This window comes from Mesorhizobium robiniae (genome assembly GCF_040545535.1).
Lineage (GTDB): Bacteria > Pseudomonadota > Alphaproteobacteria > Rhizobiales > Rhizobiaceae > Mesorhizobium > Mesorhizobium robiniae.
The window spans coordinates 465,304-482,308 of record NZ_JBEPMC010000002.1 but is presented as its reverse complement, the minus strand read 5'-3'; the positions used below and the strand labels follow the sequence as shown (position 1 = coordinate 482,308).

General features: G+C 63.0%; 14 protein-coding genes. 7 read left to right on the top strand and 7 right to left on the bottom strand.

From position 1 onward, the window contains the following. Positions 1-9 precede the first annotated feature (9 nt). The gene (locus tag ABID19_RS06670) at positions 10-1,026 is read left to right on the top strand and encodes a type II secretion system F family protein (protein ID WP_352933954.1); all 1,017 of its coding nucleotides are present in this window, start codon (positions 10-12) and stop codon (positions 1,024-1,026) included. Between the two features lie 96 nt (positions 1,027-1,122). Here the strand turns inward: ABID19_RS06670 and ABID19_RS06665 are convergent, their stop codons facing one another. After that, the gene (locus ABID19_RS06665; RefSeq protein ID WP_354489488.1) at positions 1,123-1,944 is read right to left on the bottom strand and encodes a tetratricopeptide repeat protein; all 822 of its coding nucleotides are present in this window, start codon (positions 1,942-1,944) and stop codon (positions 1,123-1,125) included. 123 nt (positions 1,945-2,067) lie between these two features. On the opposite strand from ABID19_RS06665, the gene ABID19_RS06660 reads away from it, so the two are divergent. From ABID19_RS06660 to pdeM, 5 genes are all read left to right on the top strand, one after another. Further along, the gene (locus ABID19_RS06660) at positions 2,068-3,432 is read left to right on the top strand and encodes a leucyl aminopeptidase family protein (RefSeq protein ID WP_354489009.1); all 1,365 of its coding nucleotides are present in this window, start codon (positions 2,068-2,070) and stop codon (positions 3,430-3,432) included. Positions 3,433-3,502: 70 nt separating this feature from the next. Further along, a complete protein-coding gene (locus ABID19_RS06655) occupies positions 3,503-3,853 on the top strand; it encodes a MarR family winged helix-turn-helix transcriptional regulator (RefSeq protein WP_095487941.1) in 351 nt (116 codons plus the stop codon). Between the two features lie 32 nt (positions 3,854-3,885). Next, positions 3,886-4,746: a C40 family peptidase gene (locus ABID19_RS06650; RefSeq protein ID WP_354489007.1), complete on the top strand. Its 861-nt coding sequence runs from the start codon at positions 3,886-3,888 to the stop codon at positions 4,744-4,746. 97 nt (positions 4,747-4,843) lie between these two features. Continuing rightward, the gene (locus tag ABID19_RS06645; protein ID WP_354489005.1) at positions 4,844-7,387 is read left to right on the top strand and encodes a ligase-associated DNA damage response DEXH box helicase; all 2,544 of its coding nucleotides are present in this window, start codon (positions 4,844-4,846) and stop codon (positions 7,385-7,387) included. Further along, positions 7,362-8,078: a ligase-associated DNA damage response endonuclease PdeM gene (gene pdeM, locus ABID19_RS06640; protein WP_354489004.1), complete on the top strand. Its 717-nt coding sequence runs from the start codon at positions 7,362-7,364 to the stop codon at positions 8,076-8,078. Before ABID19_RS06645 ends, pdeM begins: the two co-directional genes overlap by 26 nt. Before the next feature lie 6 nt (positions 8,079-8,084). On the opposite strand, the gene ABID19_RS06635 is transcribed toward pdeM, so the two are convergent. Genes ABID19_RS06635 through ABID19_RS06625 form a run of 3 tightly spaced genes read right to left on the bottom strand, consistent with a single transcriptional unit; the run spans position 8,085 to position 12,700 of the window. Further along, on the bottom strand, positions 8,085-9,020 hold the full coding sequence (locus tag ABID19_RS06635; RefSeq protein WP_354489002.1) for a dimethyl sulfoxide reductase anchor subunit family protein: 936 nt from the start codon (positions 9,018-9,020) through the stop codon (positions 8,085-8,087). A 15-nt stretch (positions 9,021-9,035) separates the two neighbouring features. Next, a complete protein-coding gene (locus ABID19_RS06630; protein ID WP_354489001.1) occupies positions 9,036-9,770 on the bottom strand; it encodes a 4Fe-4S dicluster domain-containing protein in 735 nt (244 codons plus the stop codon). Next, entirely contained in the window at positions 9,767-12,700 is a 2,934-nt protein-coding gene (locus tag ABID19_RS06625; protein WP_354488999.1) for a molybdopterin oxidoreductase family protein, read from the bottom strand. Before ABID19_RS06625 ends, ABID19_RS06630 begins: the two co-directional genes overlap by 4 nt. A gap of 274 nt (positions 12,701-12,974) precedes the next feature. Between ABID19_RS06625 and ABID19_RS06620 the strand changes: the two genes are divergently transcribed. Beyond that, positions 12,975-13,877, top strand: coding sequence for a LysR substrate-binding domain-containing protein (locus tag ABID19_RS06620; protein ID WP_354488997.1), 903 nt, complete (start codon positions 12,975-12,977; stop codon positions 13,875-13,877). Between the two features lie 6 nt (positions 13,878-13,883). On the opposite strand, the gene ABID19_RS06615 is transcribed toward ABID19_RS06620, so the two are convergent. The 3 genes from ABID19_RS06615 to ABID19_RS06605 form a co-directional block, all read right to left on the bottom strand. Next, positions 13,884-15,140: an Hsp70 family protein gene (locus ABID19_RS06615; RefSeq protein WP_354488995.1), complete on the bottom strand. Its 1,257-nt coding sequence runs from the start codon at positions 15,138-15,140 to the stop codon at positions 13,884-13,886. Between the two features lie 107 nt (positions 15,141-15,247). After that, positions 15,248-16,039: a TIGR02186 family protein gene (locus ABID19_RS06610; protein WP_354488993.1), complete on the bottom strand. Its 792-nt coding sequence runs from the start codon at positions 16,037-16,039 to the stop codon at positions 15,248-15,250. Further along, entirely contained in the window at positions 16,039-16,962 is a 924-nt protein-coding gene (locus tag ABID19_RS06605; RefSeq protein ID WP_352933918.1) for a sulfite exporter TauE/SafE family protein, read from the bottom strand. The genes ABID19_RS06610 and ABID19_RS06605 overlap by 1 nt, the downstream gene beginning before the upstream one ends. Positions 16,963-17,005 lie beyond the last annotated feature (43 nt).

Sequence of the window (17,005 nt, the reverse complement as noted above, 5' to 3'; positions counted from 1 at the left end):
ATCGAGCGCATGACTGAGAGCGTCATCAAAACCCTTACCGACCCGACATTCCTGATTGCCTTGCTAGTCGGCATCGCGGTGTTTGCGACTGTCTTCACGCTGCTGCCCGCGTTTGGCGGGAACCAGCTCAAGGCGCGCATGAAATCCGTGGCGCTGGAGCGCGAGGAATTGCGCGCCAAGCAGCGTGCGCGGCTTGCCGTCGAAGCCGATCGCCGCCGCAAGGGTCTGCGCGAGGAACAGTCGATCGGCATGCGCAATATTGTCGACCGGCTCGACCTGAGGCGAGCTCTCGCCGATGAGGGCACTTTGCAGAAACTCAAGGTGGCGGGCTTTCGCGGGCAGAATCCGCTGACGCGCTTCCTTTTCTTCCGCCTGGTTCTGCCCTTTGTCGGCTTCGCGCTGGCCGCAATGTACGTGTTCGTGGTCGGCGGATTGCCGGAGCAGCCGGTTCTGGTCAAATTATTCGTCTGCGTGGTCGTCGCCTATGCCGGTTTTTATGCGCCGGTGCTCTATGTCAATAACCGCGCCACCAAGCGCAAGCAGTCGATCCAGATGGCGTGGCCGGACGCACTCGATCTGATGCTGATCTGCGTTGAATCAGGCATGTCTGTGGAGGCGGCGTTTCGCAAGGTCGCCGACGAGATCGGCGCGCAATCGGTGGCACTTGCCGAAGAGTTCATCCTGACGAATGCCGAGCTTTCCTACTTGCAGGAACGCAAGCAGGCCTACGAAAACCTTGCAAGCCGTACCGGCCTGGAGTCGGTCAGGTCGGTGGCGCAGGCGCTGGTCCAGGCCGAGCGCTACGGCACGCCAGTGGCGCATGCGCTGCGCGTGCTTGCCAGCGAAAGCCGCGACATGCGCATGAACGCTGCCGAGAAGAAGGCCGCGGCCTTGCCGCCGAAGCTCACCGTGCCGATGATCCTGTTCTTCTTGCCGGTGCTGTTCGCCATCATTTTAGGCCCCGCAGGCATCCAGGTGAGCCAGCGCGGCATCTTCGGTGATCCGTCGACATCCAGCGGCCAATAGTCTCGCCAGGCGACAATACATGCGAAAGCCGCGGTGCTGATGCAACGCGGCTTTGGTATTCCGGCATGAGTAATGGCGGGACTGAGGCCGCCCGCTTCAATTGGTGGCAGGCTTTGCCTTGTCCTGGTCCTTGAGCTGGCTCCAGGCGTTCTGCTGGGCAAGCATCTGGCGAAGGTAAGCCACGTTCGCCTGCGCCTGCTCGGCCGAGAGCTCCTGCGAAGCGATCTTCTCGGCTTCGTCGAAGCGACCCTGCAGGCCGACGACCAGCGCCAGGTTCTGGCGCACGCGGCTGTCGGCATTCGGCTGCTGTGCGGCCGAACGCATATAGGTTTCGGCCGTGCGCAGATCGCCTTCCAACACGTAGGACATGCCGAGATTGGAAAGGATCGAAGGTTCGTTCGGCTTGAGGTCCAGCGCCTTGCGATAATGCTGGCGCGCTTCGTCTCTCTGGCCAAGCTGGTCGAGAATCGCGGCTTCCGCCGAGACCAGCTTCCAGTCGGGATATTCCGGCGTCTGTGCGCGCCGCACCGCGTCGAGCGCCGGCTCGAACTGTCCGTTGGCGGCGAGCGCCTTGCCATAGGCGGCGAGCACGTCGCGGTCCTTCGGCAGGGCGATCGCCAGCTTGCGCATCACGGCGAGCGACTGGTCGGCGTCGCCATCCATTTGCAGCGCCGCCGCATAGTTCGTCGCTATCCGTTTGTCACTGGGGTTCCTGGCGTAGGACTGACCGAGCGCTACTGTCGCATTGTGCAACTCGCCGGCCGACATGGTTTCCAGCGGTTTGCCGCTGGGGCGCGAGATAGAACCGGTCGTCAATTTGCTGGTTCCGCAGCCGGCGACGCTGGCCGCAAGCGCCACCACCAACGCCGTGGTAATCAGTCGCTTTCCTGTGGCACTCATCATGCGGTTGGTCGGCATCTGCACCAGGCCTCCATTCGTAGACGTGGCCATTGCGTGGCCATCTTTCCTCCCGCAGAAATATTCTGTTAACCCTAACGGACAGTTAAGAAGCGCCGACTCGGGAAAGCCGGAGACCATCGAATGCCTGTCGAATTCGTCGAGAAAGAACTTGAGACCGCGCTGCCGGTCCACCTGGTGGCGAAGGACAGTCTGGAGGCGGCTGGTCTTGCTTCGTCGACGCTCGCCTGGGCGAAAGCCAATGGCTTTTCCGGTGAGGCCGGCAGGACGCTGATAATACCCGGCGAAAATGGTGCCGTTGCCGGAGCACTGTTTGGCACGGGCGATAGCGAAGGCGCGCTTGCCCTCGGCGCGCTGGCGAGATTGTTGCCGGAGGGCGACTGGCATTTCGCCTCGGCACTTGCCGAGCCGGAACTTGCGGCCATCGCGCTGGCGCTCGGTGGTTATGTCTTTACCCGCTACGGCAAGAAACCCGGCAAGGCGCTGCGTTTTTCGCTGCCGTCCGGCGCTGAAGCGGCGCGTGTTCGCCGGATCGCCGATGGCGTCTTCCTGACGCGCGATCTGGTCAATACCCCGACCAGCGACATGGGACCGGACGAGCTGGAGAAGGCGGTCCGGATCTTGGCTGAAAAGCACAAGGCCGAAATGTCGGTGACCAAGGGACACGATCTGCTCACGAAGAATTTCCCTATGATCCATGCGGTCGGCCGCGCATCGGTCGCCGCGCCGCGTCTGATCGACATGATTTGGGGGCCGAAGAACGCTCCGAAGGTGACGCTGGTCGGCAAGGGCGTCTGCTTCGACACCGGTGGTCTCGACATCAAGCCGTCCTCGGGCATGCTCTTGATGAAGAAGGACATGGGTGGCGCCGCCAATGTCTTGGGCCTTGCCGCGATGATCATGGCCGCCGGGCTGAACGTCCGGCTGCGTGTATTGATCCCGGCGGTCGAGAATTCGATCGCCGGCAACGCCTTCCGGCCCGGCGACGTGTTGGTGAGCCGAAAGGGCATCACTGTCGAGATCGGCAACACCGACGCCGAAGGACGGCTGGTGCTGGCGGACGCCTTGGCGCTGGCCGACGACGACGAGCCGCAGCTGCTGATCGACATGGCGACCTTGACGGGGGCTGCGCGCGTCGCGCTCGGCCCCGACCTGCCGCCCTTCTACACCGGCGATGAAGCACTGGCGTCCGATCTGGCGGCGGCTTCCGCTGCGGTTGAGGATCCGCTATGGCGCATGCCGCTGTGGAAGCCTTATGACGCAAAGCTGTCCTCGAAGATCGCCGACATCAACAATGTCACGTCAGACGGTTTCGCCGGCTCGATCACGGCGGCGCTGTTCCTGAAGCGCTTCGTCGAGAAGACCGTGGGCTGGGCGCATTTCGACATCTTCGCCTGGAGCCCGTCCGATCGTCCGTACGGTCTCGCCGGCGGCGAGGCGCAAGGCATCCGGGCGCTGGAAAGGATCATTTCGAAGCGCTTCGCCTGAAGGTTGCCGTCCAACCAGAAATTCTCCAAACTGAAACGGAACCGAAACAATTTGCCGGCATGCTGGCTGGATGTCGATTTCCATGCGCCCGAGCCAAGCCTTGCGACTGTGGCAGCAAGTGATGCTGTCCCAGGTGCGCGACGACACGCCCGATCTCACCATGCGCCAGACGGCGATCCTATTCACCATCTATCTCGACCCGCCGCCCCACACGGTGCGCGGGCTCGCTGCCCGGCTCAATGTCACCAAGCCGGTGATCACCCGCGCGCTCGATACTATGGGAGCGCTGAAGCTGGTATCGCGCCATCGCGACGAGCTCGACAAGCGCAACGTGCTGGTCAAGCGCACCGTCGAAGGTGCTCTCTTTGTCGAGCGCTTCGGCGATGTTATCATCGCCAGAGCCCAGGAACTTCCCATCTGACCGAACCGCCCTTTCTGAACGAGTTGCCGATTTTGACCGCCAGGGACGCCCGCCTTCACGCCTTCCGTTCCGATCTCGCCGATGCCAGGCTGAAAGGCGAGATTGCTGCCGATCGCTTCGTCGCCGGGCGGCCGGCGCGCATATCAGCCTCCGTGGCCGATGTTCGCAGGGCTCCGCGCCCGGATGCCGGCGTCGATACCCAGCTTCTGTTCGGCGACGACGTCCTCGTCTTCGAAGACGTTGAGGGCTGGGCCTGGATACAGGCCGAGCGCGACGGCTATGTCGGCTATGTCGCCGACACCGTGCTGGGCAGTCGGGACCATGCGCCCGCCCATGTTGTCTCGGTGCCGCGCACTTTCCTCTATCCGGGACCGGATTTGCGGTTCCCGGCCAGCGGACAACTCTCGATGGGATCGGCGGTAACGGTGACGGGCGCGGCTGAAACACGCGGCACGCGCTATGCTCTGCTGCCATCCGGCGAGGCCGTCATATCTGGCCATCTCAGGCCTGTCGCCGAGGTTGCCCCCGACTACGTCACGGTTGCCGAGGCGTTTCTCGGCACGCCCTATCTGTGGGGCGGCGCCTCCGGCTTCGGCATCGATTGTTCCGGTCTCGTGCAACTCGCAATGCACATGGCCGGCAGGCAAGTGCTGCGCGACACCGACATGCAGGCGGCGACCATCGGTGAACCGCTCGACCCGGGCCCGGATTTTGCCGGATTGCAGCGCGGCGATTTGGTATTCTGGAAAGGCCATGTCGCTGTTATGACCGACCCAGAAACGATGATCCATGCCAACGGCCACACCATGCTAGTCTCGCGCGAAGGGTTCCGAGCAGCCGTCGCCCGTATCGGCTACCTCTATGGCGGGCCGACAGGATTTCGGCGACCCTAGCGCGAGAGCGGCTCTTCTCAGGCGAGAGGAAGGTGTTCGATCACCTTTTGTTCCGATTCTTCTTGGCGATTGCACGCCGCCGCGCTACCTCTGGCGCGTGACAGAGCAGCCGCGCCTTGCCGAACAGAATGCCGCCGTGCACTTGCCCGAGCCATTCCTCAGATGGTTCGCGCAAAAAGGCTGGTCGCCGCGTGCCCATCAGATCGAATTGCTGACGACTGCCCAAGCCGGGCAGTCGGTGCTGCTGATCGCACCGACCGGCGCCGGCAAGACGCTGGCAGGATTCCTGCCGTCGCTGACCGAGTTGGCAGGCCGGCCAAGGAAGAAACCCGGACAGGCGCGTCGCGGCATCCACACCCTCTACATCTCGCCCCTGAAGGCGCTTGCCGTCGACATCGAGCGCAATCTCGGCAAGCCGGTCGAAGAAATAGGTCTGCCTATCACGATCGAGACACGCACCGGCGACACGCCCGCGCATAAGCGCCAGCGGCAGAAGCTGGCGCCACCCGACATTCTCTTGACCACGCCCGAGCAACTGGCGTTGCTGATCGCGGCGCCCGACGCCAGGCGCTTCTTCGAGGACCTGCATTATGTCGTGCTCGACGAACTGCATTCGCTGGTGACGTCGAAACGCGGGCATCTCCTGTCGCTCGGTCTGGCCCGGCTGCGATCCTTTGTTCCGGGCTTGCAGACGATTGGCCTGTCCGCGACGGTCGCCGAGCCCGACGAATTGCGGCGCTGGCTGGTCAGCCAGAACCCACCCGGCGGCATGGCCGAATTGATCGTCGTGACGGGCGGCGCCAAGCCCGAGATCTCCATTCTCGACTCGGAAGAGCGTGTTCCTTGGGCTGGACATTCGGCCCGCTACGCGACGCCGGAGATCTATAGCGAGATCAAGCGACACAAGACGACCCTGCTGTTCGTCAACACACGCAGCCAGGCCGAGTTGCTGTTCCAGGAGTTGTGGCGGGTCAATGAAGACACATTACCGATCGCCCTGCATCACGGCTCGCTCGATGTCGCCCAGCGCCGGCGCGTCGAAAAAGCCATGGGCGAGAATGCGTTGCGCGCCATCGTCGCCACTTCGACGCTCGACCTCGGCATCGACTGGGGAGATGTCGACCTGGTTGTGCATGTCGGCGCACCGAAGGGTGCGAGCCGGCTGGCGCAGCGCATCGGCCGCGCCAATCACCGCATGGATGAGCCGTCCAAGGCGATCCTGATTCCGGCCAACCGCTTTGAGGTGCTGGAATGCCGGGCGGCGCTCGACGCCAATTATCTCGGCGCCCAGGACACGCCGCCGCTGGTCAACGGCGGGCTCGACGTGCTGGCGCAGCATGTGCTTGGTTGCGCCTGCGGCGCGCCATTCCATGCCGACGTGCTTTTTGAGGAAGTAAGAACAGCCGCGCCCTATGCCGAACTCGATCGGCCGACATTCGACCGCGTCGTCGATTTCGTCGCTACCGGCGGCTATGCGCTGAAGAACTATGAGCGCTACGCCCGTATCCGCCGGAACAAGGACGGGCTATGGCGCGTGTCCAATCCTCGGGTTGCTCAGCAGTATCGGCTGAATGTCGGCACCATCATCGAGGTGCCGGCGCTCAACGTGCGTTATACCAAGGCTGGCAGCAAGGGCTCTGCCTCGCGCGGCGGTCGCGTCCTCGGCAAGATCGAGGAGGCGTTCCTGGAAACGCTGACGCATGGCGACACATTCATGTTTGCCGGCAAAGTACTGCGCTTCGAAGGCATCCGCGAGAATGAGTGCTTCGTATCAAATGCACCTGGCAGCGACGCCAAGGTGCCATACTATGGCGGCGGCAAATTCCCGCTTTCGACCTACCTCGCCGAGCAGGTCCGCATCATGCTGGACGACCCGCAGCGCTGGAAGAAGCTGCCGGAACAGGTGGCCGACTGGCTACGCTTCCAGGCCGACAAATCGGTACTGCCGAAACGCGATGACCTGCTGATCGAGACCTTTCCGCGCGGCAACCGCTACTATCTGGTGGCCTATCCGTTCGAGGGCAGGCTGGCGCACCAGACGCTCGGCATGCTGCTCACCCGCCGTCTCGACAGGACGGGAGCCAGGCCGCTCGGCTTCGTCGCCACCGACTATGCACTTGCCATTTGGTCGCTTGCCGATATGGGCGGGATGTTCCGGGCGAAGAAACCTTCGCTCAGCGAACTTTTCGACCAGGACATGCTGGGCGATGACCTCGAAGCCTGGCTGGCCGGCAGCTGGCTCTTGAAGCGCACCTTCCGCAACTGCGCGCTGATCTCGGGGCTGATCGAAAAACGCCATCCGGGCCAGGAGAAGAGCGGCCGTCAGGTCACCGTGTCGACCGACCTCATTTACGACGTTCTGCGCAGTCATGAGCCCGACCACATCCTGTTGCAGGCGACGCGTGCCGATGCGGCCACGGGTCTGCTGGATGTCAGCAGACTTGCCGAGATGCTCTCGCGCATCCAGGGACGAATCGTGCATAAGAATCTCGAACAGATCTCGCCGCTCGCCGTGCCGATTATGCTCGAAATCGGTAAGATGCCGGTGCATGGCGAGGCCGATGATACACTGCTGATGGATGCGGCAACGTTGGTCGAGGAGGCCATGGGACGAAATGATGCTTGCGCTGGCCATGACTGAGTCCGTGACGGATACCCACTACATCGGTATCGCCGGCGAGCGCCCGATCTGCGATCGGCGCGGCGTGCTCTACTTCCCCGAGCTTCGGCTTTTGGCCGTGTCCGACCTGCATCTGGAAAAGGGCTCGTCGCTGGCACGACGCGGTACGTTGATCCCGCCTTATGATACCGGTGCGACGTTGCTGCGGCTGCAGGCGGTGATTGCCGATTATCAGCCGGCTATCGTCATCAGCCTGGGCGATAGCTTTCATGATGGCGGCGGCGCGGCGCGCATGCATTCGAGCTTCCGCGAACGGTTGGAGGGGCTGATGGCCGGCCGCGACTGGTTCTGGGTCGCCGGCAATCACGACCCGGACGCGCCGGCCGACCTGCCCGGCGAGACGGTGCGCGAGCTGGCTATCGGCTCACTCGTATTCCGGCATGAGCCTTCGGCAGTGAGGGTGGAGGGCGAGGTCGCCGGCCATCTGCACCCTTGCGCCCGCATCGTGCAGCAAGGCCGCTCGGTGCGGCGGCGCTGCTTTGCCGGCGACGGTGGCCGCATGATCATGCCGGCCTTCGGCGCCTATACCGGCTCGCTCAATGTGCTCGACCGCGCCTATGCCGGGCTATTCCGTCGCGAAACGCTGATGGCCTACATGCTCGGCGCGGAGCGCATTTTCGCCATTTCCCACGCGATGCTAAGGCCTGGCTGAGCAGCTCTACCGACCGTAATAAAGGGCGACAGTGTGCTTCGCCTCGGCGAAGAACAGCCAGCGTTCGACCAGCATGCCGGCGAATTGGGCGATTGCGGCGAGTGCCGACAGCACCGCCGCATACGGCCACGGGAGGGCGACAGCGGCAATCAGCAACAAGGCGGGCAGGGCGAAGGCCAGCGCTTGCGTGATCCGGCGCAATCGCGTCTTGTGCTTGCGCGCAATGCGAAAACCCATTTCCTTGAGCAGGTAGTTTTCCTCGGTGTGCGGCCATTCCATTGACCGCACCGTCCCGCCGGCAAGTCCGGTCGCGGTGTTGGCATTGGTCGGAATTTCCAGCCTGTCATTGTATCGCCAGGTTGCCAGCTTCCAGCCCCAGCCGAACAAGGTCAGCAGCATGCAACCTGCAAGAACGGTGGTCGATCCAAGGGCGAAACCCTGCAGCAGCGCGCTGAGAAGCACGCTGCCGCTCATCGCCGAAAAGATCAGGTAGCCGGGCAGAGTGAAGCGGCTGTGCCACTGGGCGATAGGCTTCAGCGAGGCGTAGATCATTCCTGTGGTGCAGACGGTGACGACTGCGCCGATAGCCGCCAGCAACCCGGCTACGGCCACCCAGCCGTTCGTGCGGCCAAGGACCACCCAGCCTATGGCGAACAGTCCTGCCGGCACGAAGGTCGCGACCGACGCCACGCCTTCGCGTGACAACCATGAGCTGCGCCATTGCGAAAACGCGCGCCAGGCGCGTTCGGGCCGACCGAGATGGCCAGCCGATGACAACAGGCCGGCTGAGATCAGACCGAGCGCCAGCCCCATGCCGACCAGGCCGAGCCAGAAGTAGGGCGGGACAAATCCTTGTCCCGCCAGCACGCCGAGCAACGCGAGCAGGCCGTAACCGGCGCCCGTGGCGGTGGTGAAAAAGACGACGGAGAAGGCTGGATGCATGAGGCTGGTTGCTGGTCAGTTCGAAAGCATGCGGTCGACCCAGCCGAGGAAACCACCTTCAGCCCGCACCGCTTCGAGCGCCGGTGCCGGCACCGATGCGGCACGTCTGGTATGGGCGCGCGGCGGCAAATATTTGTTGGTCGGGTGATAGCCGAGTTCGGGCATCAGGTCGACGCCGCCGCGCTCAGTCACCAGTTGCGAGATCGCCGACGCCGGGTCGCCGAGATCGCCGAAATGCCGCGCGCTGGTTGGACAGGCGGCGACGCAGGCCGGCACGCGATCTTCTTCAGCCAGATTGTCGTTGTAGATGCGGTCGACGCATAGCGTGCATTTCTTCATCACGCCGACATCGGTGTCGAATTCGCGCGCGCCATAGGGGCAGGCCCAGCTGCACAATTTGCAGCCGATGCACTTGTCCTCGTCGACCAGCACGATGCCGTCCGAGGCCCGCTTGTAGGAGGCTCCGGTCGGGCAGACGGTGACGCAGGCCGGTGTCTCGCAATGCAGACAGGAGCGCGGGAAATTGACCGTGCGGCCGCCCATCTCCGTCATGTGCTCATAGCTGTGCACGCGGTTGAACCAGACCCCGTCGGCATTGCCGCCATAAGGGTCGATGTCGGTCAGCGGTGCCATGTGGCCGCCGGTGTTCCATTCCTTGCAGGCGGTGACGCAGGCCTGGCAGCCGACGCAGGTGTCGAGGTCGATGACGAGGCCGAGCTTCTTGTCGGTATGGGTGGGAAGGCAGGTCATGATCTGGAAGCTTCTCTTTCCCGGCGGAACTCGGCGCCGAAACTGAGCTTGTCGGGCGAGGGTTCGAAATGCGGTGGCTGTCGGAAGCGCTCGAACTGCGGCTCGGTGAAGCCGGCTTCCTCTGCCGCGCATTTGACGATGCGCACGCGCAGGTCGAACCATGCTGCCTGGCCGGTGACCGGATCGGAGTTCGAATAGCGCTTGCCGTTCGCATCGGCAGAGGTCTGGTCGCCGATGATATGGTTGAGCAGGAAGCCGCGGTTGCTCTCGGCGGCGTCGTCCTTGAGCCCCCAACTGCCGCGCCGTTTGCCGATGGCGTTCCAGGTCCACACCGTATCCGCGTTGACGCCGTCGACCAGCTTGATCTGGCCTTTGACCTTGCCGTTGATACTCTCGATCCACACCCAGTCGTCGTCGACAAGACCGAGGTCAGCGGCGGTTCGGTCGTGCACGAACAGCCTGTTTTGGCTGGTGATCTGTCTGAGCCAGGCGTTCTGCGACCCCCAGGAATGATACATGTGCATTGGCCGCTGCGTCAGCGCATGCAGCGGATAGTTCTCCAGGTCGACAGCCGCTTCCTCGAACGGCGCATACCAGAACGGCAGCGGGTCCATATAAGTCTCGATGCGGCTGCGCTCCGCCTCCGGCGGCAGCACCCGCCCATGGCCGCGCGCGGCAAGGCGAAACCGCTGGATCGGTTCCGAATAGAGCTGGAAGACGATCGGCTCGGCTTTCGGGATGAAGCCCATGTTCTCGGCGAAGTCGAGATAGGAGCGGTTGGCCATCTTGTAATAACGTTGGTCGTCCGCAAAATCATGATGCCAGAAGCCGCCATTGTCGATGTAGCGCTGCAATTGGTCAGGATTGGGCTCGCCCCTGCCGATCGAGGCGCCGTTCTTGCCGCGCCAGCCGGCGAGCGGGCCGATGCCCGGCGTGCGCTGATGATTGACGATGTAATCGGCGTAGTCGCGGTATTTGGCCGAGCCGTCGTCGTCGACGAAACCGGGCAGGCCGAGCCGCGCGCCGAGCTCGATCAGCACCGACTGGAACGGCCTGACGTCTCGATCGGGCTCGACCACGGGATGACGGATGGCGTCACCCGGCCCGTCGGCATGGCTGATCGGCCGGTCGAGCAGGCTGATGCAGTCATGCCTTTCGAGATAGGTGGTGTCGGGAAGCACGAGATCGGCAAACGGCACGGTCTCGGAATAATAGGCGTCGGAATAGATGATGAAGGGGATCTTGTAGTTTCCGGCCTCGTCGCTGTCGGTCAGCATCGCCATCGTCTCGACGGTGTTCATCGACGAGTTCCAGGCCATGTTGGACATGTACATCATCAGCGTGTCGATAGGGTAGGGATCGCCGGCCCAGGCGTTGCGGATGACCGTGTGCATGAGCCCGTGGGCGGCAAGCGGCGCGTCCCAGGAATAGGCCTTGTCGATACGGATCGGCGTCCCTGCGTCATCGACCAGCAGATCGTCCGGTCCGCAGACGAAGCCAAGCGGCATGCCTTCGAGCGGCGTCATCGGTCTGACGTCCTTGCCTGCCGGCTTCGGCCCCGGCGGCGCCGACCTGGGATAGGGCGGCTTGAAGCGAAACCCGCCCGGCACGTCCACCGTGCCGAGAAGCACCTGGAGCAGGTGGATGGCGCGGCAGGTGTGAAACCCGTTCGAATGGGCCGAGATGCCGCGCATCGCATGCATCGACACCGGCCGGCCCTTGATCGTCTCGTGCCGGCGGCCGGCCCAGTCGGTCCACGCTATTGGCAGTTCGATTGCTTGCTCAAAAGCGACATGAGCGAGCTCCGCAGCAACGCGTCGGATCGTGTCGACTGGAACGCCGCAGCGCTCCGCAACCGCGTCCGGTGAATAACTCTCGTCCAGGTAGCGGTTGGCGATAAGCTGGAACACCGGCACGCAGCGGCGGCCATCGATCTGGAAGTTGCCGGTCAGCGCCGGCTTTGCATCGGCATAGGTGGCGTTGACGGGCACTTTCGCCATCCTGTCCCAGGCCAGCGGATTGCCGTCACTGTCGCGTGCGAACAGCCCGTCATCGGCAGCGCCCGGGTCCTGAATGACCAGGACATGGGCGTTGGTGTAGCGCAGCAAATAATCGAGATCGACGCGGCCGGCCTTCAGCAATTCGTGGATGAGGGCGAAAACGAACAGGCCATCGGTGCCGGGCTGGATGCCGATCCAGTCATCGGCGATGGCATTGTAGCCGGTGCGACACGGATTGATCGAGACGACCTTGGCGCCGCGCGTCTTGAGCTTGCCGAGGCCGATCTTGATCGGATTGGAATCATGGTCTTCTGCAACGCCGAACAGCATGAAGTATTTGGTGTTGTCCCAGTCAGGCTCACCAAACTCCCAGAACGAGCCGCCGATCGTGTAGAGGCCGCCGGCCGCCATGTTGACCGAGCAGAATCCGCCATGGGCGGCGAAATTCGGCGTGCCGAACTGGCTCGCCCACCAGCCGGTCAGCGATTGCGACTGATCGCGCCCGGTGAAGAAGGCGAGTTCCTTCGGATCGGTGCGGCGGATCCTTGAAAGACGTTCTGTCGCGATGGAAAATGCTTCCTCCCATTCGATCTCGCGAAACTCTCCCGAGCCACGCGCACCTGTGCGCAACAATGGCTTCTTCAACCGGGCCGGACTGTAGTGCTGCATGATGCCGGCGCTGCCCTTGCCGCACAGCACGCCGCGATTGACCGGATGGTCCTTGTTGCCGTTGATGTAGCGGACCTTGCCGTCCTTGATGTGGACGTCGATGCCGCAGCGGCAGGCGCACATGTAGCAGGTTGTCTTGGCGATGCTGTCGGAGACGTCGGGCGAGGTGTCGACACCGTCGCCCTCGTCCGGCGCGCGCGTATCGGCAAGCGACCGTTGGGACGGTGCGGAATTGGCGCCGCGCGGCGCTCCGTTCTTCATGATCTACTTTTGCGGTCCGAGTGTTTGGCTCGCGTTTTTGGCCCGGGGCCGCGCATATAATGCTCTTCCGGATGATAGCCGTCGCTGGAGAGCCGCCGCCGCAAGCCGCGCGTCCAATGGGCTAACAGGGATTTGAACCGCCCGATCACTTTCTGCCCTTTGCGGATTAGCCGCGATATTTTTCCAATTTCTCGCAAAAACTTAGAACAAAACGATCGATCCGTCTAACAAGTTGCTCTTGTAATTCCAATCGAATTTCTTTCTTAATTCGCTCATGACCCTAGACCAATTGCGGATATTCGTTGCTGTCGCCGAACGGGGACACATGACCAAGGCGGCGGAGCTACTGGGCATTTCCCAGTCGGCGGCGTCGGCCGCCATCCGCTCGCTCGAACAACAGCACGGCGTCCAGCTGTTCAACCGGGTTGGCCGCAACATTGAGCTGGCGCAGACCGGCCGCCGGTTCCTGCCCGAGGCCAAGGCCGTGCTCGAACGAGCGGCGGCCGCTAACAATGTGCTGGAGCACGTCTCGCAAACGATATCAGGCAGCCTTTCGATCGCCGCCAGCCAGACCATCGCCAGCTATTGGCTGCCGCGCCGGCTGGCCACCTTCCACGAGGCCTATCCCGCAGTCAGGCTGAGCGTGACCATCGGCAACACCAGGCAGGTCGAGACCAACGTCCTGGACGGCACCGCGGATTTTGGCCTGGTCGAGGGGCGAACCGAATCCGACATATTGCGGCGTGCCAAGGTCGATGTGGATCGCCTGATGCTGGTCGTGGCGCATTCGCATCCAGAGATTGCTGAAGTCTCGCGCGGGCATCCCGACATCAGGGAGCTCCGTTGGATCATCAGGGAAGGCGGGTCGGGCACGCGCGAGGTGCTGGAAGATCTTGCCCGCCGTGAGGGAATCTCGTTCGCGGACCTCAGGATATTCCTGGTGCTGCCAAGCAACGAGGCGGTCCGTCAGGCGGTCGAGGCCGGCGCCGGCGCCACCATCATTTCGGAGCTTGTCGTCGCGCGCGCGGTAGCCGAGCGCAGCTTGCGGTCCGTGCCGATCGATCTGCCGAAGCGCGATTTCGCCATGATCACGCATCGTGACCGGCAGGCAAGCCTAGCCCAGATGGCCCTCAAGGCACATCTGGGTGAGAAGGCCGACGAGACCGTCCGGGGATAAGCTGGATCAGCCGAATTTCCGCTGCGCATCGAGCGCCAGCCCAAGCCCGACCGATCCGAACATGTCGCCTTCGATAACGGACGCCTGCGGCACCAAGGCGAGTATCTGTTGCCTCGCCAGAGGGATGGCGGTCGATCCGCCGGTCAGGAATACCGCGGTCATGTCGGACGGTTTCACCTGCGCGTCGCGGATAGTCTCGTCAACCGTTGCGGCAACCCGTTCGATGTCCCTGGCGATCGTGCCCTCAAGCCCGGTGCGTGAAATTTCTGCCGCGAACTTCGCTCCGGGCAACGCAACCGCGACCTGTGCCGACAATTGCTCCGTCAGCTCGATCTTGGCCTTTTCAACCAAAGCGGCCAGCGCGTGCCCGAAACGATGCTCGACGATATGGATGAAACGGTCGACCAGGTCGGCGCGTTCCGCTTCGTAGCGGATCTGGCGCAGATGAGTCATCGCCCGGGCGGTGTAGACGAGATTGATGCGCTGCCAAGTCGCCAGATCGATGAAGTAGCTAGCCGGCAAGTTTCGTTTGCCGTCCTTGGTCGGCGAGAGATAGCCGAGTTGCGGCATCACATGGGCGATGCTCAACAGCCGGTCGAAGTCGGTGCCGCCGATGTGGATGCCTCGGCTCGCCAGAATGTCGTCTTTGCGATCGAGAGAGCGGGCGCGCTGCGGCGAGACCCGCACGATCGAGAAATCGGACGTGCCGCCGCCCATGTCGACGATCAGCGCCAGTTCTTCTCGCGTGACCTTCTGCTCGTAGTCGAGCGCCGCCGCGATCGGCTCGAACTGGAAGGCGATATGCTTGAAGCCCTGGGCGCGGGCTGCGTTTTCGAGTTCACCTTCGGCCTTGGCATCGGCCTCGGCATCGTCGTCGACGAACTGCACCGGCCGGCCGAGCACCACGCTCTCGACCACGTCGCCGGCATTCTCTTCCAGCTTTTTTCTGAGATGGCCGACGAACAGACCGATGATCTCGGTAAAGGCGATCGACCGGGCCCTGATCCGCGTCTTTTCATGGACAAGCGAACTGCCGAGCACGCTCTTCAGCGAGCGCATCAGCCGGCCTTCGATGCTGTCGGTGTAGTCGGCAATGGCGCGGCGGCCGAAATAGGTGCGGTTGTCCTCGAAGTTGAAGAACACGGCGCTGGGCAGCGTGACCTGGTCGTCTTCCAACGCCACGAGCCGCGGCTGCCCGTTCCTGATCACGCCCACGGTGGAATTCGAAGTGCCGAAGTCGATACCGCCGAATGCTGGTCGCATCGCGAATTCCTATATTTTTGAATCGGGAGCAGCAGCTCGACTCCGGCCGGGCCGGGGCGCGGTCTAACCCACGAACGCAAAAAGGGGAACCAACTTTTGGAAAGGATCTAATCTTTCCGGAAGACGAGCCTTCCGAGCCAGCCCGTCAGCATGGCCAGCGACACGGCGAATATGCCGTAAAGGAAAGAATAATCATGGGCGATGCGGAAGATCGACTGTTCGAAACCGGATTTGCGGATTTCGAGCTGGGCGGAGCTTTCCTTAATGAACAGGCCGCTCTTGAACAGGAACGCGCGTGCCTTGTGGGTGCCGACCGGAACATTGGGGGCGAGTCTCACGGTGGCGCGGAACAGGTTCTGCGACAGGAACTGCACGCCGCCGACATTCTCGCTATAGAGCCCGGTCGCCGTTTTGCGCTCGCGCAGCGCTGCGGTGAATTCCTGGATCGTCGCCGGGCTGTCGCCATCGTCGGCCGGCTGCATGTAGAGGTTGGCGGCGCCGAGCGACAGTTGCTTGTAGCTGTTGGGGTCGGTGACGTCCTGCAGCGGGCGCGTTGTCGCCACCGAATATGACACTGGCACATTTTCGAAGGTCTCGGACTCCAGATTGATCCAGATGCCGAGCACCCGGTCCTTGCGGCGCACGACCACTGGCCGCGCCGGCCCTTCCAGCACGACGATGATGTCGTAGCGACCCTGGCGTGCCACACGTGGATCGGCATTTTCCAATGAGCCGAAGATGGTGAGGTCGGCACCGGAAAAGCCGGCGGTGATCGAGACATGGTCGGTGGACAGGCCGATCTGAATGTTTTCGGTAGCTGGCGTCTGCGCTTTTCCTGGTGACATGGCGGCGAACAGCGACAGCGAGACAACGGCCAAGAACGCCCTCAAGCCCGCCATCAGGTCAGATCCACGCCGGACAGGGAATAGACATTGGGCGGCGTCACGAACAGATCGATGGCAAGGCGGATGGCGACCGCCAGCACCAGCAGTGCCAGCAACGCCCTGAGCTGCTCACCACGCAGCCTTTGACCGGCCTTGGCGCCGTATTGTGCGCCGGCGACGCCGCCCGCCATCAACAGGAAGGCGAGCATGACGTCGACCGTCTGGTTGGTCGTGGCATGGACCAGAGTGGTGTAGGCCGAGGTGAAGATGATCTGGAACAGCGAAGTGCCGATGACGACATTGGTCGGCACTTTCAAAAGATAGATCAACGCCGGCACCATGATGAAGCCGCCGCCGACGCCCATGATCGATGACAGGAAGCCAATGCCGGCGCCTAGGCCGAGCACCGGGATGATGCTGACGAAGAGTTTCGAGGCCCTGAACCGCATCTTCAGCGGCAAGCGGTGGATCCAGTTGTGCTGGCCGGATTTCTTCAGCACCGGTGCCGCGCCGCTGCGGGTGGCGCGTAACGCATTGACGCTCTCGACCAGCATCAGCCCACCGACGGTTCCAAGCAGTACGACATAGAGCAGCGAGATGAACAGATCGAGCTGGCCGAGCCGGCGCAAGAAGCCAAAGACAAAGATGCCTCCGGTTGAGCCGACGATGCCGCCTGCCAAAAGCACACCGCCGAGCTTGAAGTCGAGCGTGCCGCGCTTCACGTGCGACAATGCGCCGGAGAACGAGGAGGCGATAACCTGGTTGGCGCCGGTGGCGACCGCGATCGCCGGTGGTATGTTGTAGAAGATCAGCAGCGGCGTGATTAGGAAGCCGCCGCCCACTCCGAACATGCCCGACAGGAAGCCCACTGCCGCACCCATGGCCAGCAGCACGAAGATGTTGACGGAAATTTCCGCGATCGGGAGATAGATGCCCACCCGTCAGTCTCGATCAGTTTGCCTCTCGGCGAATGCAACCGTT